This is a genomic window from Paenibacillus sp. JCM 9796, assembly GCF_055379675.1.
In genome coordinates this window covers 3385013-3401324 of record NZ_AP043723.1, presented here as the reverse complement: position 1 = coordinate 3401324, position 16312 = coordinate 3385013, and the positions used below count along the sequence as shown (strand labels likewise).

The window sequence follows — 16312 nt, the reverse complement described above, 5'->3', positions numbered from 1 at the left end:
GTATCCTTTTCAATCCCATCCTTTACTTTGTAATCATTGTTTCTTACAATAAGGCTACAATCAGAATCAGCATTCAGCTTGGATGGACACCGACAGAGGAGTGGGTGAAGTGATTAACGAATTGACTGGCATCTCTGCAGCGCATGAACAGTCGATTCAAAAAGCGCGCAAACGCATTATTGAATCAATCGGCAAAAATATGGATTTATACGGAATTACTCTTTCTACCGGATTACTCTACGGGTTAATGTTTTTTCAGAATAAACCGATGACCCTCGACGAAATGGGAGAGGCCATGGAAATGAGTAAAACCAGCATGAGTACAGGAATTCGCACGCTGGTCGATCTCAATATGGTCAATAAAGTTTGGGAAAAAGGCTCGCGGAAAGACCAGTATGAAGTGGAAAGAGACTGGCATCAAACCTTTGCCGACTTTTTCGTTATTAAATGGCGCAAAGCTGTGGAACTGAATCTTCTTGCTCTCCGAAAGTCGCTTTCGGAATTAAACGAGCTGTCGGCCAAACATCCGGAGGAAGAGGTTTTGCAGGACTATCTCCGATCGGATATCGAGAAAATCAATCAAGCCATCGCTTATTATCTGTGGCTCGACCGTCTGATCGACACGATGGAATCGGGGGATATTTACCAATTGGTTCCTAAGGAACACGTTCCGGATAAACACATGTAATAAAGAAAAAAGCGTTGCTCCCTATCCAAAGGAGCAGCGCTTTTTTGTATTTGACTTGCAAGCACTCACCAGCATAAGCCCAGTTCAATACTGAAGCAGACTTGAGCATTCCGGGGGAGTAAGGTCACATGGATGCCAGTCGGGTTATAACGTACTTTAAAGGGAGCATGTACCCCAACAGACTGAATTAACGCACGGACCTTGTCCGTTTGGCTTGCTTGACTTGCATCCATTACTTTCTTGGCGAATCCCTCTTGATATACAATGGCATGCAGCAAGGCATGAAGCTCCTGGGTCGGAGTTATAAAGCTTTGTGCCGATTGCTGAAAGTGTTGTACGTTGGGCGGCCTAAAAGCAAACGGAGGTCTGTGAACAGCATAGCCTGGGCCATAGACATGTGGATTGAACCCATCCATTTTGAATTCCCCTTTACCGAGTATAGCTCAATATACGTGTGAGCTGCGGGAAGTGTTACCGGGAACTGGGATTGTTTTCCTGGAAATTGCATATAAATCAGACATGCCTGATCTGGGAGTTGGTTTGTTTGTCCGCACAAAAAATTTCCGCTTTACTTTTCGGAAGTGTACTGATTTCAATCGGCATTAACTTTTTTCTGATGCCTTTTATGGTGTTGAATGGCGGACTCATTGGAATTGCCCTCATTATTAACTACTTGTCCGGCGCCAAAGTGGGGGTTGTTATGTTCATGTGCAGCATCCCCATTTTTGTATTAGCCTGGTTTTATTACCGCGAAATATTTTATACCAGCCTCTACGGCCTATTGGTATCGTCTATTTTTATCGATTTGCTGGCTCCGCTTCATTATCATTTCCTGTACTATATTGAGTTGACATCTTTCAGCAGCTCTGTGATCGGCGGGTTTATCGTAGGAACCGGAATCGGAATCATGTTGAGGAACGGGATCAGCACCGGGGGAACGGATTTGCTCGCACAGTATTTTTCGAAGCTGGTTTCATTAAATGTAGGCGTCCTTATTTTTATTGTCGATGGCCTGATTATTTGCCTTGGAGGACTGCTGCTGTCGGCCGAAACGTTCCTGCTGTCTATTCTGACCATTACCGCGGGCGGGGTAGCGACCAGTTTTTGTACGCTGAAATGAAGAGTTCCTCGGGCCTGCTTCAGATGCACATTCCAAAATCCGGTCGCCGGCGCGCATTTCATTTCGCAAACGAACGGGGTCATGATATAGTAGTAGCAACCATGACACGAAACGGAGCGAATGGCATGAATAGAAAGACAACGCCTCCGAAAGTCGCAGCGTCCCCGCAAGCGGTGGACAAGGAGGTATCCCGCATGAGCAAGAGACAGAAGCATTCAGACGGAAGCCAGGCTAAAACCAAAGTATACACCGTCAAAGAACCGGCAGAGCTGCTGCCTTTTTTATTGAAGATATCCCATCTCGGCCGCAATTCCGTTAAATCTTTGCTCGCGCGCGGCCAAATATCGGTTGACGGTCAGGTCGTGACGGCCTACAATTTCCCGCTTCGCCCCGGACAAACCGTAACGATTCGAAAGGATAGGCTGCCGGAAAAACCAGCCATCATCGGGCTTACCATTATGCACGAGGATGAGGATATCATCGTGATTCAGAAGGAGGCCGGTTTGCTGTCGATTGCTTCTCCCCAAGAGATCGAAATGACCGCCTATCGGCAGCTCATGACCCACGTTCGTACGGACAATCCCCAAAATCGAATATTTATCGTGCATCGGTTAGACCGGGATACTTCCGGCGTCATGATGTTCGCCAAAAGCGAGCATGTTCAGCAACTTCTTCAAAACTCGTGGCAGGATATGGTCCAGGAGCGCACCTACATTGCCCTTGTAGAAGGAGCGGTAAAGAAAACGGAAGGCACCGTTTCGTCGTGGTTGAAAGAAAGCAGCACATTAAAAATGTACTCCAGTCCTGTTCCTAATGACGGACAATACGCTGTGACCCACTACAAAGTGCTGCAATCCAACCGAAACTTTTCCTTACTGGAGGTCCATCTCGAAACGGGACGAAAAAACCAAATTCGTGTCCACATGCAGGATATCGGGCATCCCATCGTAGGCGATAAAAAATATGGCTCAAAATCAAAAGCGATCGGGCGACTCGGACTTCACGCACGGGTATTAGCTTTCCTCCATCCCACCAAGGGTGAACCGATGCGATTTGAAACAGACATCCCCAAGGCATTTCTAAGTCCTTTCCGAAACGCTTCTCCCCAGTAACTGCAACGCAGCTGGAGGATTCAGGCCCGCAGCAGCTAAAAGAAGGACGCTTATGCGTCCTTCCGGCCTTTGTATTACTGGTTGATCACCAAGATGTCAGCAGGCAGATTTCCCGTCCTCCGAAGGAATTGAATCTCGTTATTCGTAAGTCTGCGGCCAACCAGAATGAACGAGGATGTTACATTGTTAAAATTAAAATTTCTTAAGTCCGCTACGTTCCGGGATCCCCGAAATACGCGGAACGCCCCTCGGAAGTTTGTGCGCGAGAACAAAATAAGCGTGACTTGTCTCGGAATCGCGATATTTCGGAGTCGGAAGCTGGACAGGACATTGTTAAAACGGAATGCTCCCAAATCTCGAACCGCCACGCCTCCGCGCCTAAAGTCGATGCGTCGCCCAGTAAAGTTAAAGCCCGAGAAAAGAGAAAGTCTAACAAACCTATTGGCCATTAAATTGGATCACCTCTTTTGTAAGATGGTATCAATATATGACCATCCACTTCGGTTGGCTTAGACCTTTGTGACGCTCAAATCGTTATTTTTTATACATATTGTCTATATTGGAAGTAAAAGTGAATCGTTCATGGCGAGGATAACGGTTCTCCATAACGAACCTTTCCGCCCTTGCTGTAAAACATGTTTGACACACCAATTTCACAAGGACGATTAGCTGAACTGTGCGCGGTTAGCCGTCAGACGATCAACGCTATTGAAAACAACAAATACGACCCGAGCCTACAGCTTGCTTTTGATCTTGCCAAACATTTAGGAGTTACGGTAGATGAATTATTTTTCGCGGAGGGAAAGAACTAATCATGCATACTCGAAAAATCGTCGCCATGATCACGGGGATCGCTGCCTTGGTTGTGATTTGCCATCTATAAAATTAAAGCCGGTCAAGAAGTCGGCTTTGTTGAAGTTATCACCATCGGCAGTTTGTTCATAATATTTTTTTCCGCTTTGACCTGGGGGACGAAGCACGGGCAGGACGGCATCTTGCAGGAGGAAGAGCTTGGCCAGCGAATAACGGAAAAGAGCGCAAAAATCAGTTCGCGCAAAAGCTCGTGGCAGTCAGACTGACGATCGAAATCATAAGAAGAAAGAGGAATAACTGATGATTAGATTTGGCATTATCGGAACCAACTGGATTACCGAAGAGTTCCTGAAAGCGGCGCAAGCCGCCGAGCATTTTACGTTAACGGCGGTGTATTCGCGAACGGAGGAGCGGGCCCGCGAATTCGCCGCCAAGTGGGGAGCCGCCACCGTGTTTACCGATATCGAGGCAATGGCTGCAAGCGATTCGATCGATGCCGTCTATATCGCGAGCCCGAATTCGTTCCACGCTAAGCAAGCGATCGTCCTTATGGACGGCGGCAAGCATGTCCTGTGCGAGAAGCCGATCGCCTCCAATGCGAAGGAGCTCGAAGCGATGATCGCAGCGGCACAGCGGAGCGGCATCGTTCTGATGGAAGCGTTGAAAACTACGCTGCTTCCGAATTTCTCCGCGATTCGCACCAACGTATCCAGAATCGGACAAGTCCGCCGTTATTTTGCAAGCTACTGCCAATATTCATCCCGTTATGACGCTTACCGGAACGGAACCGTCCTGAACGCGTTCAATCCGACCTTCTCCAACGGAGCTTTAATGGATTTGGGAATTTATTGCCTGTATCCGTTGGTCGCCCTCTTCGGCGCTCCGAAGAGCATTCAAGCAACCGGCGTGATGCTGGACTCCGGCGTCGACGGCGCGGGCAGCATTCTGCTCTCGTACCCGGACATGGACGCGGTGGTCATGTACTCCAAGATCACCAGCTCTGCACTGCCCTCCGAAATACACGGCGAAGACGGCAGTCTGGTGATCGACAAGATCAACCAACCCGAGAAGGTGGAGCTCCGCTACCGGAACGGCGTGATCGAAGACGTGACGCGCCCCTCAGCGCAGCATACGATGTTCTACGAGATCGAGGAATTTATCCGGCTCATTCGCAGCGGTGAGCGCGAGTCTGCAATCAACTCCCATGCCGTTTCCTTGGCCGCGATGCGAATCATGGACGAGGCAAGGGCGCAAATCGGGCTCGTGTACCCGGCCGATATCGAGTAAACAAATAGCAAGAAATATCGATGAGAGGATGAATCGTGTGGGTCTTGTCAAAAAGCTGTTGATTAAACCCGGCCACCGGATCGCCGTCGTGAACGCGCCGGACGGGTTTGCTTTACCCGCGGAGGAATTGCCGGATGACGCGGAGGTCATGGACGAGCTTGCCGGTGAAGCCGACTTGCTGTTGATGTTCGCCCGCAATCAGGCCGAGCTGCAGCGTCTCGCGCCGGACGTACTGCCGAAGCTGAAAGACGCCGCTATCTTCTGGGTCGCCTACCCGAAAAAAAGCTCGAAGCTGAAATCCGACATCACGCGTGACAGCGGCTGGGAAATTTTACAGCAAGCCGGTTACATTGGCGTCTCCTTGATCTCCATTGACGATACGTGGTCGGCGTTCCGCTTGCGTCAGGAGAAGTACGTGAAATCATCGGGCTAAACATCGGGAAATAAGCAGCTGTTGTGTTGTTCTTATCCGTGGCGGACGGCGGCCGCATTACCCCCTCAACACGAACGAATGGCCGTCCTCGTCATGGAAAATAGCGAATGTGCCCCACTGCATCTTGTTCGGCTCCGCTTCAAAATGAACGCCGTTCGCTTTCATCGCCTGATACGTAGCATCGATGTCGGCGCATTCGAATACGAGCGAAGGCTTCAGCTCCTGCCAGTTTTTCATCATCGTCCGCGGGTATATAACCAGCGCCGTTTCCGCTCCTTTCGGCGCTACTTCAAGCCAGCTGCCGCCCGGACCCATCGACATTTCGCGAACGAGCTCGAAGCCGACCTTTTCCGTCCAGAACGTCTTCGCTTTTTGCTGATCCTCTACATAAACGGCTGCTGTTGCAATTTTACGAATCATCGCGATTCCTCCCTTTATGGTGTCTGCATATCCCCACTCTATCACGGGACTACCTGCTCGTCTTGTATAAATGCGACATCCTGCGTCTGCCGGATCGATCCAGCCTTCAGCCTCCTTCCGACACATAGCTTGCCCCATAATGGACAATCATTTCCTGACACCCGTCCGGCCAAATAACTTTGCCGCCGTCCGTCTCACGATAATCCCGTTCCAAGTATCAGAAACATTTGATGAGCGGCTGGAAATCTTCATAACGCATCCGGCGTCGTTTCACTTTCGAATAAATTGTATTATTATGAGGAGTGGACATGTTTCACAGGCGTATATCATTCATAGTCGAGGGGCTGACCGCTCATGGATATTATCAAGAACGGGTATTCCGTCATTTCCATACTGAACGTCATGCTGGCGATAGCCGTCATCTTTCTCGAGCGGCGCAACGTAGGCGTCACGTGGGCCTGGATGATGGTATTGCTCTTCCTGCCGGGCGTCGGCTTCATTCTGTACTTGATTCTCGGCCAAAACTTGAGCCGCCGGAAGATTTACCGACTGAAGGACGACAAACGGCGGATCGTAGATACGCTCGTCGAGCAGCAGAAGGAAGATTTGCGGATGAACCGGATTCCCTATCACGATCCGGACACCGCCGACTACCAGGATATGATTTATATGAATTTATCGAGCGCTTATGCGTTGTACACTCAGGATAACGAAGTGGAAATTTTTACCGACGGCAATGAGAAATTCGACGCGCTGCTGCGGGATATCCGGGAAGCGAAGGATCACGTGCATATCATGTACTTCATCATTCGCAATGACAGCCTGGGGCAAAGACTCGTGGATGCGCTGACGGAAAAAGCGCGGCAAGGCGTTCAAGTCCGCCTGCTCTATGACGATATCGGCTGCTCCTCGCTGCCGCGCCGCTTCTTTCACAACCTGCGAGAGGCCGGAGGCAGCGTTGCTGCCTTCTTCCCTTCCCGCATTCCTTATGTGAACCTGCGGGTCAACTACCGCAACCACCGCAAGCTCGTCATCATCGACGGACAGATCGGGTACGTCGGCGGTTTTAACGTCGGGAATGAATACCTCGGGCTGAGCCGACGGTTCGGCTATTGGCGGGACACACACCTGAAGCTGGCAGGCGGTTCGGTGCTCCACATGCAGGCGCTGTTCTTCCTCGATTGGGGAATTGCGACGGGCGATCAGGTGCTGATCGAACCGCGCTACTTCCCGCTAGGGCAGCATCCGGGCCGTGTCGGGATGCAGATCGTCTCCAGCGGGCCGGACTCGGAATGGCAGCAGATCAAGAACGCCTACCTCAAGATGATCGTCAACGCCAAGGAGCACATCTACATCCAGACCCCTTACTTCATTCCGGACGAAAGCCTCATCACCGCTTTGAAAATGGCAGCCCTCTCGGGGGTCGACGTCAAGATCATGATTCCGAGCAAGCCGGACCACAAGCTGGTTTATTGGGCGTCGTTCTCTTATATCGGCGAGCTGCTGCAATGCGGCGTGCAATGTTATCTGTATGAAAAAGGCTTCCTCCACGCCAAAACGATCGTGACCGACGGCAAAATCGCGACGGTCGGTACGGCCAACATCGACATCCGCAGCTTCAAGCTGAACTTCGAAGTGAACGCGTTCATCTACGATACCGAAACGGCGGTCAAACTGAAGGAGACGTTCGAGAACGACATGCTGCACAGCAGATGGCTGACTCTTACGGCCTACGAGAGGCGATCGCTGCTTCATAAGTTTCGCGAGCCTTGTGCGAGACTGCTTTCGCCGATATTGTAGGGCGTCATCGTATGGCCTCCGGCCAGAGCGGAACGATAAGGCGCTATTCAAAACAAGCCGCAGATGCGAAAGTAAACCTGTTTATTTAACGTGATGAAATTCCAGCCGCTCTATTGTGCAAACCAGACAAATCCGGCATAATAATACTTATACTGGCACGGGTTTGGGTCATAGGAGGATTGGGATCGCTATGAATTATGACGACGATCTGAAGAAGCGTATGCGGCGGCTGGAAGGACAAGTTCGCGGCGTATTAAATATGATGGAAGAAGAGAAGCATTGTAAGGAAGTTGTCGCTCAAATCTCTGCAATCCGAAACGCCGCCGATAAAGCTATTGCCTGCATCGTTGCCAAAAACCTGGAACAATGCATCCTCGACGAGAAGGAAACCGGCGGAGATACAAGCAAAGTAGTGGCGGAAGCCGTTCAACTTTTAATCAAAAGCAGATAAGCCAAGAGGCTGTCCTTCGGTCAACGGACCTTCGGAGAGCCTCTTCGCCTACATGCCATACTCCTACCCGAACTGCCGCTGCATCGCCGCCCATTGAGACGCTCCTCGCCTCTCTGTTACAATAGAAGGAATACTACCACCTAACAAGGAGCGTGGACTCATGCCCCATCTTATCACACGCGGCATCCCTGCGGAATTCGTACGCGCCATTAGCCGTCCGCTCGTCGACGAGCTGGCCCGCGTATGCGACTGCGGGACGGACAACTTTACGATCGAGTGTCTCCAGACGACCGGCGTCTTCGACGGCGAATTGGTGCCTTCGTTTCCATTCATCGAAGTCGCATGGTTCGAGCGCGGTCAAGAAGTTCGCGACCGTTTCGCCCAAGCGGTGGACGCCCATTTGAAGACCGTCGGTATCTCGGAGGCGGAAATCGCTTTTGTCGCCTATCAAGAAGACAGCTACTACGTCAACGGAAAGCGGTTCGGGTAATCGCCCCGTGCAGAGCTAACGGGTGAACCTTCTGACAGATTGAGCTATAATGGAAGGATTGAATAATCAATATCAACTGCGAGGTGAACGAACATGTTGTCAACCAAAACCGAACTGGCCACTTTCGCCGGCGGATGCTTCTGGTGCATGGTATCTCCGTTCGAGGAACGGCCGGGCATCGTCAGCATCGTTTCAGGCTATACCGGGGGCCACACGACAAACCCGACTTACCAGGAAGTGTGCACCGATACGACGGGCCATGCGGAAGCCGTGCAAATCACGTTCGAGCCCGACGTTTTTCCTTATGAAGAGCTGCTGGAGCTGTTCTGGCAGCAGATTGACCCGACAGATGCGGGCGGCCAGTTTTGCGACCGGGGCTCCTCGTATCGAACAGCCATCTTCTACCATACCGAAGCTCAGCGTCAAGCGGCCGAAGCGTCCAAACGGCAGCTGCAGGAGAGCGGCCGATTCGACCGCCCGATCGTGACGCCGATCGAGCCGGCCGGCACGTTCTATCCGGCGGAAGAATACCATCAGGACTACCACAAGAAAAATCCGCTGCGGTACAAGATGTACCGGCGCGGCTCCGGGCGCGACGATTTCCTGAAGACGCACTGGAGCACCGACCAGGATAAAGCCGACCTGCTGGAACGGCTCACCCCGATGCAGTGGAAGGTAACGCAGGAGAACGGCACCGAACCGGCCTTCCGCAACGAATACTGGGATAACCACCGCGAAGGCTTGTACGTCGATATCGTTTCCGGCGAACCGTTGTTCAGCTCGCGCGACAAGTTCGATTCCGCTTGCGGCTGGCCCAGCTTCTCGAAGCCGCTCTCGGGCGGGATAATCGAGGAAAAGCAAGATTACAGCCATTTCATGATCCGCACCGAGGTTCGCAGCCGCAAAGCGGATTCGCATCTCGGCCACGTGTTCAACGACGGACCTAGGGAGTTTGGCGGCCTGCGGTACTGCATTAATTCCGCTGCACTGCGCTTCATTCCGAAGGAGGATCTGGAGCGCGAAGGGTACGGCCGGTACAAGTCGTTGTTTGAGTAAGAAGGAAAGGGATAACGTACGTTGCTAAGCGCCTTGATCGTTATTATCGCATTTATGGTATTAGCCGACATCGCCGCCAGCTTTTACTTTTACAACAAGGCCGTAGTCCGCAACGCGAAAGCTTTTCTCGCCAAGACCCCGGATCTGAGATCCGATCAACCTTTTCTCGCTCCCGAAACTCAAGCCTGGATCGAGGCGCAGTCTTTTCGGGAGGTGGAGATTGTATCGGACGACGGGCTAAAGCTCCGCGGCTATTATTTGGAAGCCGGCGCGTCTGCAGCCCATACCGTGATTTTGGCCCACGGCTATTCGGGCCATGCGAAGCAGATGGGTGCTTTCGCGAAATACTATCATGAGCAGCTCGGGTTTAACGTGCTGATGCCCGATCATCGAGGCCATGGGCGCAGCGAAGGTAACGTCATCGGATTCGGGTGGCTGGAACGCCGGGATTACTTGAAATGGATCGATTACATCGTAGGGCATGCCGGGGATCGATCGGCTATTATACTGCACGGCGTATCGATGGGCGCAGCTACGGTGTTGATGGCCAGTGGAGAGCCGCTGCCCGATCAAGTGAAGGCGGTGATCGCCGACAGCTCGTATACGTCCGCCAAAGACGAGCTTGGCTACCAACTGCAGCGCATGTATCGTCTGCCCCGTTTCCCGTTGCTCCAGAGTACCAGTCTTCTGACGAAAATACGGGCGGGTTATGCCTTCGACGAAGCTTCCGCGCTCGTTCAGGTGCGCAAAGCGAGGGTGCCGATTCTGTTCATCCATGGAGCCGCGGATAGGTTCGTTCCCTGCAAGATGGTTCACACTTTATACGAGAACTGCCGCAGCGAGAAGGAACTGCTCATCGTCGAGAACGCCGGTCACGGCAAATCTTACCAGGTCGATCAGACGACTTATCAGCGCACAATGACTGCATTTATCGGCAAATATATGCGGACCGAGGCCGCAGTGCTCTGATTCATCCGCTAACAGACAAAGACCCGTTCGCGCCTGTACAAACGCGAATGGGTCTTTGTCTTGGAATGATGCATGTTACCAAATAAACGGTCCGCCAAATCCGAATTCCGAGAACCCGCCTCCGAAGCCGCCTCCGAAACCACCTCCGAAGCCACCTCCGAAGCCTCCGAAGCCGCCAGCGAATGGAGCTGTACCGATTGCGAGCAGATCGAACAAAACGAGTGGAATCACCGCAGAAGTCCGTACCTTCTTGTCTTTACCGCCGCCAACTGCAACGCGCAGCTCGCCGCCGCTTACTTGAACCAGCTTGCCGCTAACGACTGAACCGTCCTTCTTAACCGCATAAATGGATTTCCCCACCAGCTTGGCGACTTCTTGCTTGCCAACTGCCTTGTGCATCTTCACCCACCTCCAATAAGATCGTCAGGCCAAGCCGCAGGCGGTTTGGCGTTAACGATATATTGTACGAGGCCTTCGTCTCATCTGATTGTACGGTCGTCCCGCTTAGCCGGCAAGATGTGTACTTACCCCCGTTGTCGATCTTCCGGACCGGGTTGGCGCCTGGCTCCTTCCGTTAGCGGCGGAGCCGGCCGAGCTCGGTTGTAATCGCTTCTATTTCACTGATGCTGAATTGGTTTTTACCGGCCACCATGTCGTAAATGTCACGCAAATCTTCATATTGCGTATCGTTCAACGACACGGCCTTCAAGGCCGCTCCGGAAGCCATACGCAGCTTCTTTTTGATTTCCTCGATCATGAAATCGGTATTTTCCAATGTGTTTTTCGTAAGATCCATCTTTCGCGTCTCCCTCCCGCCTACTTTTCCGTATCGCCACTTATTGTACCATGTTTGGAGCGTCCGCGCCTTGTGTAATATAATGTTTAACGACGTTACCTTACAGAGGGGGAACCGCTATGATCCATAAGCTGCACCTGCGGACGAACGCGCACAGCGAAATGATCGACATCACGCGCCAAGTCCATGACCTGCTGAAGCAGGAACAAATGGAAGACGGCATCGCCGTCATTTATTCGCCGCATACGACGGCGGGCATTGCGATACAAGAGAATGCAGACCCGGACGTCCGGCACGACGTACTGATGCGCCTGGACGAAGTTTACCCGTGGGAGCATCCGAAATACCGCCATGCGGAAGGCAACACCGCTTCCCACCTGAAGGCCATGACCGTCGGCTCTTCGCAAACCGTATTGGTTGCAGGCTCAAGGCTAGTCTTGGGACGCTGGCAGGGCATTTACTTCTGCGAGTTCGACGGGCCGCGCGAACGCACTTGTCTGTTAAAGTTTATACGCGGGTAAGCGTCTCGAGAAAGATGAGTTCCAAAGCGAACAGGCAAATATACTTTACTGCACTGAAGCGTGGGGCTGCAAAAGTTCTTCGGTTGCCGCTTCTATAGGATGTTCACCCTCGCAGCCCCACGCACAAATATTTGACATGCTGCTCTGCCAACTTGCGGACGTCTTCGAACGTTTGATTGTAATGAATATTATACGAAATGAATCCGTGCATCGACATGAACAAGCTCCAAGGCAAACTGTACATTTTCTTATCGTCTTTTTGGCGGGCAACGACCGACCGTACCACGGTAGCAAACAAGTCCAGGCACTGCGCTTGTTCGGTTCGTGAATAGCGCTGCAGCTCCTGATCCTTGATCATAAACATAATCTCGTAATGATTCGGATTGTCCAAACCGAACTTGATGAATTCCAGCATCAGCTTCTCAAGCTGCGCCATATCGCCCAGCCGGGTGCGGCGAAGCATGTCCTTCTGCCGTTCCAGCAGCATCCGGAAGTCCTCCGTAACCAGGGCGTAGAACAATTCCGCTTTCTCGCTAAAATGATAATACAATGCGCCGTGACTGTAGCCCATCGACTTTGCGATGCTTCGCATCGTTAAAGCATGATAGCCGTGTTTGACAAACAAATGGCGTGCCTCATCCAAAATACGTTGGCGGCTTAGCTCCTGCTCAACTGCTTTTCGTGCCACGTGGTTTCAACTCCCATTATAGTTAGGCCCATATGAAATGAATGATATATACTACAAGCCGCCGGCCTCCTATGCAGGAAGCTCGGCGTGCTCGACGTATCGACTTTCACCTTCTTGAATTTCACCTTGCCCTTGCGTCAGGTCGATCATCCATGCCATGAAGTGATCGGCATCCTTCGCAAGCGGCAAACAGCGCAAGGTCACTTTATCCGTAAACTCGGTCTCTTCCATCATCATCCCGCGGCCGCGCAGCTCGTTCTCCACCTTGCCGAGCCACGTGTAATCGATTGTCACCCGCACTTCCCGGTGAAGCACCTTATATACCTGCTCCGCCGCGGCCAGTCCGGCGACCGCTCCGTCGGTGTAGGCCCGGACTAAACCGCCTGCGCCGAGCAAAATCCCGCCGAAATAACGGGTGACGACAACGGCCACATTTTTCAGACCCTGGTTCTTGATAACCTCCAGAATCGGCTTACCCGCCGTCCCGCTCGGCTCCCCATCGTCAGACGCCTTCTGAATCTCATCGCGTTCCCCGATCAAATAGGCCGAGCAGTTATGGGTAGCGTTCCAATGCTCCTTCTTAATGCTCTCGATAAAAGCAACGGCTTCCGCTTCATCGTGCACCGGTTTGGCAAATCCGATAAAGCGGGACTTCTTGATGACGATCTCGGCAGTGCCCAGTCGTTTCACCGTTCGATATTGCATCAACATGCGGGTTCAGGCCGCCTCCTTCCACACGTAAGCGGGCCTTGCGGCACATTGCTTGCAAAAAAAGCGATCACCCGGCAGGGTGAACCGCTTTGTTTTGCCGCTTCGTCCAGCGTCCGGCTTACTTGCCGAGTCTGGCTTCCAGCTCCGCCTTTTCCTTCTCATAACCAGGTTTGCCCAGAAGGGCGAACATGTTTCTCTTATATGCTTCCACACCGGGTTGGTCGAACGGGTTAACGCCGAGCAAGTAACCGCTGATACCGCAAGCTTTTTCAAAGAAGTAGACCATATAGCCGAACGTATATGGCGTCAAATCCGGCAGCGTAACGATCAGGTTCGGCACCCCGCCGTCGGTATGCGCCAGCATTGTGCCTTCGAACGCTTTTTTATTGACGAAATCCATCGTCTGGCCGCTAAGGAAGTTCAGTCCGTCCAAATCCTGCGCATCGGTTCCGATGACGATTTGTTCCGACACTTCCTTTACTTGAATGACGGTTTCGAACAGATTCCGTGTTCCTTCTTGAACGAATTGTCCCATTGAATGCAGGTCTGTGGAGAAGTCGACCGCAGCCGGGAAAATGCCTTTGTTATCCTTGCCTTCGCTCTCGCCGTAAAGCTGCTTCCACCACTCGGAAACGAAGTGCAGCGACGGCTCGTAGTTCACAAGAATCTCCGTCGTCTTGCCCTTACGGTACAGCGCATTGCGCACCGCTGCATATTGGTAAGCTTCGTTCTCGGCCAAATTCGGGTTCGCATACGCCTCACGGGCGTCAGCTGCGCCGCGCATCATCGATTCGATGTCGATGCCGGCCGTTGCAATCGGCAGGAGACCTACCGCCGTCAGCACGGAGTACCGTCCGCCGACATCGTCCGGAATGACGAACGTTTCGTACCCTTCTTCGGTCGCCAGCTTCTTCAGCGCGCCCTTCGCTTGGTCGGTCGTCGCATAAATCCGCTCGCGCGCGCCTTCCTTGCCATATTTCTTCTCCAGCAGCTCGCGGAAAATCCGGAAAGCGATCGCCGGCTCCGTCGTCGTGCCGGATTTGGAAATGACGTTCACGGAAATGTCTTTACCTTCCAACAGCTGCAGCAGGTGCGTAACATAGGTCGAGCTGATGTTCTGGCCGACGAAATAAATTTCCGGCGTCTTCCGTTTATCCTTCGGCAGCAGGTTGTAGAAGCTGTGGGACAAGCTCTCGATGGCCGCACGCGCGCCCAAGTAAGAGCCGCCGATTCCAACGACGACCAGCGCGTCGGAATTCGACTGAATGCGCTTTGCCGCTTGCTGAATGCGGGCGAATTCTTCCTTATCGTAGTTCACCGGCAGATCGATCCAACCCAGGAAATCGTTTCCTGCTCCCGTTCCGTTGTGCAGCTGCTCGTGGGCTGTTGCCACCGCCCCCGCCAGGTAGTCCACCTCATGGCGTCCGATGAAATCTAATGCTTTGCTGAAATCAAATTGCAGTTTAGCCGTCATTAATTTCGTTTCCTCCGATCCGAACCTTCGTTATGTAACTGTAATTTTCGTAAATCCCTATAGAAATAGAATACTTGATCTGCCTTCGGTAACGCAAGAGAACATTCACAGGTTTCCCTCCAGATGCTAAAATGTATACAGGAGGGATTGCCAATGACAACGATCGGATTTATCGGTCTCGGCACCATGGGTAAGCCTATGGCCGCGAACCTGTTGAAAAAAGGATTTGAAGTCGTCGTCTACAACCGCAGTGTTGACAAAGCGCAAGACCTTGCGGCGTTGGGCGCCGAAATCGCCGCAAGCCCCGCCGGAGCGGCCAGAGGGGCCGACGTCGTCATCACGATGCTGAGCACCGACCAAGTCGTCCTTGACGCCGTGTTCGGCGAGAACGGCATCGTGCACGGCCTGCGGCCGGGACAAACCGTCATCGACTGCAGCACGGTTTCCCCGGAAACGAGCCGGAAATTATACGACGAGCTCGCTACGCATCTCGTTGACTTTCTCGACGCGCCCGTCACGGGCAGCCAACCCGCCGCAGAGAGCGGCACGCTCGTCTTCATGGTCGGCGGCCAGCAAGAGGTGCTTGAGCAGCGGCGCCCCGTGTTTGAGGCGATGGGCGCCAAGATCATGTATATGGGTCCTTCGGGCTCCGGCTCGTACACGAAGCTGGCGCACAATACGATGGTCGGCATTAACGCGCTGGCTTTGATGGAAGGCTTGTCCATCGCGGCCAAGGCCGGACTCGCGCCCGAGCAATTTCTCGACGTCGTACAGGCAGGCGCCGCTAACAGCAGACAAGCCGAAATGAAAGGGCCCAAAATTCTGCAGCGCGACTTCAGCAGCCAATTCTCGCTGCAATGGATGCTGAAGGATCTGCTCTTGGCCGGCAAGGTAGCCGACAGCTTCCAAATGCCCGCGCCTATGCTGCACAGCGCCACGGATATTTTCCAGATGGGTCTGGCCCGGGGCCTCGGCGAGCACGACCTTAGCTCCATTATTCAATGTTATGAGGAATGGATGCACCTGCAGGTGCAAGCGACGAACAAGGGAACCCCGGAGCTGGAAGCTGCGGAACGGCGCCGCAATGCCCGTGTGCGGCTGAATATCAAGCTGCACCTGTCCGTGTATCAATGGGAGCAGGAAGGCTCGTTCTCGGGGCAGCTGATCGAAGGTACGCTGGTCGACCTATCCGAGAGCGGCATACGCATCCTGAGCTCCTTCCCGCTGGCCCGCGACATGTTCATCGTGATCCACTTCCCGCAGGAAGCCGATCTGCCGCCTGTAACGGCGCGCATCATCCGTATCGACCAGGACCAGGATCAGTTCCTTTACGGCTGCATGTTGTCCGGTCTGCCTCCTTACGTACGCCTGAAGATCGAAGAATACATACGCAGCAAGTCTGAATAGCGCAAGCGGCTTGAAGCGCAGCCTCGCGCTGCGGCAAAAACCCCGGCTATCGCCCTTCTCTCTTGGAGAAAGCGGC

General features: G+C 52.9%; 20 protein-coding genes. 13 read left to right on the top strand and 7 right to left on the bottom strand.

Features of this window, described 5'->3' with window-relative positions; genetic code table 11:
• Positions 1–112: 112 nt before the first annotated feature.
• On the top strand, positions 113–688 hold the full coding sequence (locus ACZ439_RS16400; protein ID WP_236595766.1) for a GbsR/MarR family transcriptional regulator: 576 nt from the start codon (positions 113–115) through the stop codon (positions 686–688).
• Between the two features lie 65 nt (positions 689–753).
• Here ACZ439_RS16400 and ACZ439_RS16395 read toward each other — a convergent pair whose 3' ends face one another.
• Complete coding sequence (locus ACZ439_RS16395; protein ID WP_054796890.1) at positions 754–1104, bottom strand: YuzC family spore coat inner layer protein; 351 nt, start codon at positions 1102–1104, stop codon at positions 754–756.
• A gap of 128 nt (positions 1105–1232) precedes the next feature.
• Here ACZ439_RS16395 and ACZ439_RS16390 point away from each other — a divergent pair, with 128 nt between their 5' ends.
• The 5 genes from ACZ439_RS16390 (at position 1233) to ACZ439_RS16370 (ending at position 5453) form a co-directional block, all read left to right on the top strand.
• Positions 1233–1808 carry a YitT family protein gene (locus ACZ439_RS16390; protein ID WP_464619923.1) on the top strand — a complete coding sequence of 192 codons (576 nt, stop codon included), beginning with the start codon at positions 1233–1235 and terminating at the stop codon, positions 1806–1808.
• 194 nt (positions 1809–2002) lie between these two features.
• Positions 2003–2920 carry an RluA family pseudouridine synthase gene (locus tag ACZ439_RS16385; protein ID WP_464619922.1) on the top strand — a complete coding sequence of 306 codons (918 nt, stop codon included), beginning with the start codon at positions 2003–2005 and terminating at the stop codon, positions 2918–2920.
• A 635-nt stretch (positions 2921–3555) separates the two neighbouring features.
• A complete protein-coding gene (locus ACZ439_RS16380; RefSeq protein ID WP_127610508.1) occupies positions 3556–3732 on the top strand; it encodes a helix-turn-helix transcriptional regulator in 177 nt (58 codons plus the stop codon).
• A 301-nt stretch (positions 3733–4033) separates the two neighbouring features.
• Entirely contained in the window at positions 4034–5020 is a 987-nt protein-coding gene (locus tag ACZ439_RS16375) for a Gfo/Idh/MocA family protein (RefSeq protein ID WP_054799565.1), read from the top strand.
• A 37-nt stretch (positions 5021–5057) separates the two neighbouring features.
• Complete coding sequence (locus ACZ439_RS16370; RefSeq protein ID WP_141336323.1) at positions 5058–5453, top strand: hypothetical protein; 396 nt, start codon at positions 5058–5060, stop codon at positions 5451–5453.
• Between the two features lie 57 nt (positions 5454–5510).
• Here ACZ439_RS16370 and ACZ439_RS16365 read toward each other — a convergent pair whose 3' ends face one another.
• Positions 5511–5873, bottom strand: coding sequence for a VOC family protein (locus tag ACZ439_RS16365; protein ID WP_054796886.1), 363 nt, complete (start codon positions 5871–5873; stop codon positions 5511–5513).
• 354 nt (positions 5874–6227) lie between these two features.
• On the opposite strand from ACZ439_RS16365, the gene cls reads away from it, so the two are divergent.
• From cls to ACZ439_RS16340, 5 genes are all read left to right on the top strand, one after another.
• Positions 6228–7673 carry a cardiolipin synthase gene (cls, locus tag ACZ439_RS16360; protein WP_054796885.1) on the top strand — a complete coding sequence of 482 codons (1446 nt, stop codon included), beginning with the start codon at positions 6228–6230 and terminating at the stop codon, positions 7671–7673.
• A gap of 184 nt (positions 7674–7857) precedes the next feature.
• Positions 7858–8124 (top strand): metal-sensitive transcriptional regulator, encoded by a 267-nt coding sequence (locus tag ACZ439_RS16355; protein WP_127610124.1) that lies wholly within the window; start codon positions 7858–7860, stop codon positions 8122–8124.
• 160 nt (positions 8125–8284) lie between these two features.
• Positions 8285–8614: a DUF1904 family protein gene (locus tag ACZ439_RS16350; protein WP_054796883.1), complete on the top strand. Its 330-nt coding sequence runs from the start codon at positions 8285–8287 to the stop codon at positions 8612–8614.
• 93 nt (positions 8615–8707) lie between these two features.
• Entirely contained in the window at positions 8708–9670 is a 963-nt protein-coding gene (msrA, locus tag ACZ439_RS16345) for a peptide-methionine (S)-S-oxide reductase MsrA (protein ID WP_464619921.1), read from the top strand.
• Positions 9671–9691: 21 nt separating this feature from the next.
• Positions 9692–10639 (top strand): alpha/beta hydrolase, encoded by a 948-nt coding sequence (locus ACZ439_RS16340; RefSeq protein WP_464619920.1) that lies wholly within the window; start codon positions 9692–9694, stop codon positions 10637–10639.
• Between the two features lie 75 nt (positions 10640–10714).
• Here the strand turns inward: ACZ439_RS16340 and ACZ439_RS16335 are convergent, their stop codons facing one another.
• Complete coding sequence (locus ACZ439_RS16335) at positions 10715–11038, bottom strand: hypothetical protein (RefSeq protein ID WP_054796882.1); 324 nt, start codon at positions 11036–11038, stop codon at positions 10715–10717.
• Between the two features lie 175 nt (positions 11039–11213).
• Complete coding sequence (locus ACZ439_RS16330; protein ID WP_127610106.1) at positions 11214–11435, bottom strand: DUF1128 domain-containing protein; 222 nt, start codon at positions 11433–11435, stop codon at positions 11214–11216.
• A 119-nt stretch (positions 11436–11554) separates the two neighbouring features.
• On the opposite strand from ACZ439_RS16330, the gene ACZ439_RS16325 reads away from it, so the two are divergent.
• A complete protein-coding gene (locus ACZ439_RS16325; protein ID WP_054796881.1) occupies positions 11555–11956 on the top strand; it encodes a secondary thiamine-phosphate synthase enzyme YjbQ in 402 nt (133 codons plus the stop codon).
• Between the two features lie 103 nt (positions 11957–12059).
• On the opposite strand, the gene ACZ439_RS16320 is transcribed toward ACZ439_RS16325, so the two are convergent.
• From ACZ439_RS16320 to ACZ439_RS16310, 3 genes are all read right to left on the bottom strand, one after another.
• On the bottom strand, positions 12060–12644 hold the full coding sequence (locus ACZ439_RS16320) for a TetR/AcrR family transcriptional regulator (protein WP_054799564.1): 585 nt from the start codon (positions 12642–12644) through the stop codon (positions 12060–12062).
• Between the two features lie 69 nt (positions 12645–12713).
• The gene (locus ACZ439_RS16315) at positions 12714–13355 is read right to left on the bottom strand and encodes a YigZ family protein (RefSeq protein WP_054796880.1); all 642 of its coding nucleotides are present in this window, start codon (positions 13353–13355) and stop codon (positions 12714–12716) included.
• Positions 13356–13473: 118 nt separating this feature from the next.
• A complete protein-coding gene (locus ACZ439_RS16310) occupies positions 13474–14829 on the bottom strand; it encodes a glucose-6-phosphate isomerase (protein WP_127610110.1) in 1356 nt (451 codons plus the stop codon).
• 153 nt (positions 14830–14982) lie between these two features.
• Here ACZ439_RS16310 and ACZ439_RS16305 point away from each other — a divergent pair, with 153 nt between their 5' ends.
• On the top strand, positions 14983–16236 hold the full coding sequence (locus ACZ439_RS16305; protein ID WP_464619919.1) for an NAD(P)-binding domain-containing protein: 1254 nt from the start codon (positions 14983–14985) through the stop codon (positions 16234–16236).
• Positions 16237–16312 lie beyond the last annotated feature (76 nt).

Excerpts from the sequence above, each read along its gene's own strand:
- ACZ439_RS16385 (WP_464619922.1), top strand. The coding sequence starts at position 2,003 with ATGAGCAAGAGACAGAAGCATTCAGACGGAAGCCAGGCTAAAACCAAA.
- ACZ439_RS16350 (WP_054796883.1), top strand. The coding sequence starts at position 8,285 with ATGCCCCATCTTATCACACGCGGCATCCCTGCGGAATTCGTACGCGCC.
- msrA (WP_464619921.1), top strand. The coding sequence starts at position 8,708 with ATGTTGTCAACCAAAACCGAACTGGCCACTTTCGCCGGCGGATGCTTC.
- ACZ439_RS16330 (WP_127610106.1), bottom strand. The coding sequence starts at position 11,435 with ATGGATCTTACGAAAAACACATTGGAAAATACCGATTTCATGATCGAG.
- ACZ439_RS16395 (WP_054796890.1), bottom strand. The coding sequence starts at position 1,104 with ATGGATGGGTTCAATCCACATGTCTATGGCCCAGGCTATGCTGTTCAC.
- ACZ439_RS16325 (WP_054796881.1), top strand. The coding sequence starts at position 11,555 with ATGATCCATAAGCTGCACCTGCGGACGAACGCGCACAGCGAAATGATC.
- cls (WP_054796885.1), top strand. The coding sequence starts at position 6,228 with ATGGATATTATCAAGAACGGGTATTCCGTCATTTCCATACTGAACGTC.
- ACZ439_RS16380 (WP_127610508.1), top strand. The coding sequence starts at position 3,556 with ATGTTTGACACACCAATTTCACAAGGACGATTAGCTGAACTGTGCGCG.
- ACZ439_RS16375 (WP_054799565.1), top strand. The coding sequence starts at position 4,034 with ATGATTAGATTTGGCATTATCGGAACCAACTGGATTACCGAAGAGTTC.
- ACZ439_RS16305 (WP_464619919.1), top strand. The coding sequence starts at position 14,983 with ATGACAACGATCGGATTTATCGGTCTCGGCACCATGGGTAAGCCTATG.
- ACZ439_RS16365 (WP_054796886.1), bottom strand. The coding sequence starts at position 5,873 with ATGATTCGTAAAATTGCAACAGCAGCCGTTTATGTAGAGGATCAGCAA.
- ACZ439_RS16310 (WP_127610110.1), bottom strand. The coding sequence starts at position 14,829 with ATGACGGCTAAACTGCAATTTGATTTCAGCAAAGCATTAGATTTCATC.
- ACZ439_RS16335 (WP_054796882.1), bottom strand. The coding sequence starts at position 11,038 with ATGCACAAGGCAGTTGGCAAGCAAGAAGTCGCCAAGCTGGTGGGGAAA.
- ACZ439_RS16315 (WP_054796880.1), bottom strand. The coding sequence starts at position 13,355 with ATGTTGATGCAATATCGAACGGTGAAACGACTGGGCACTGCCGAGATC.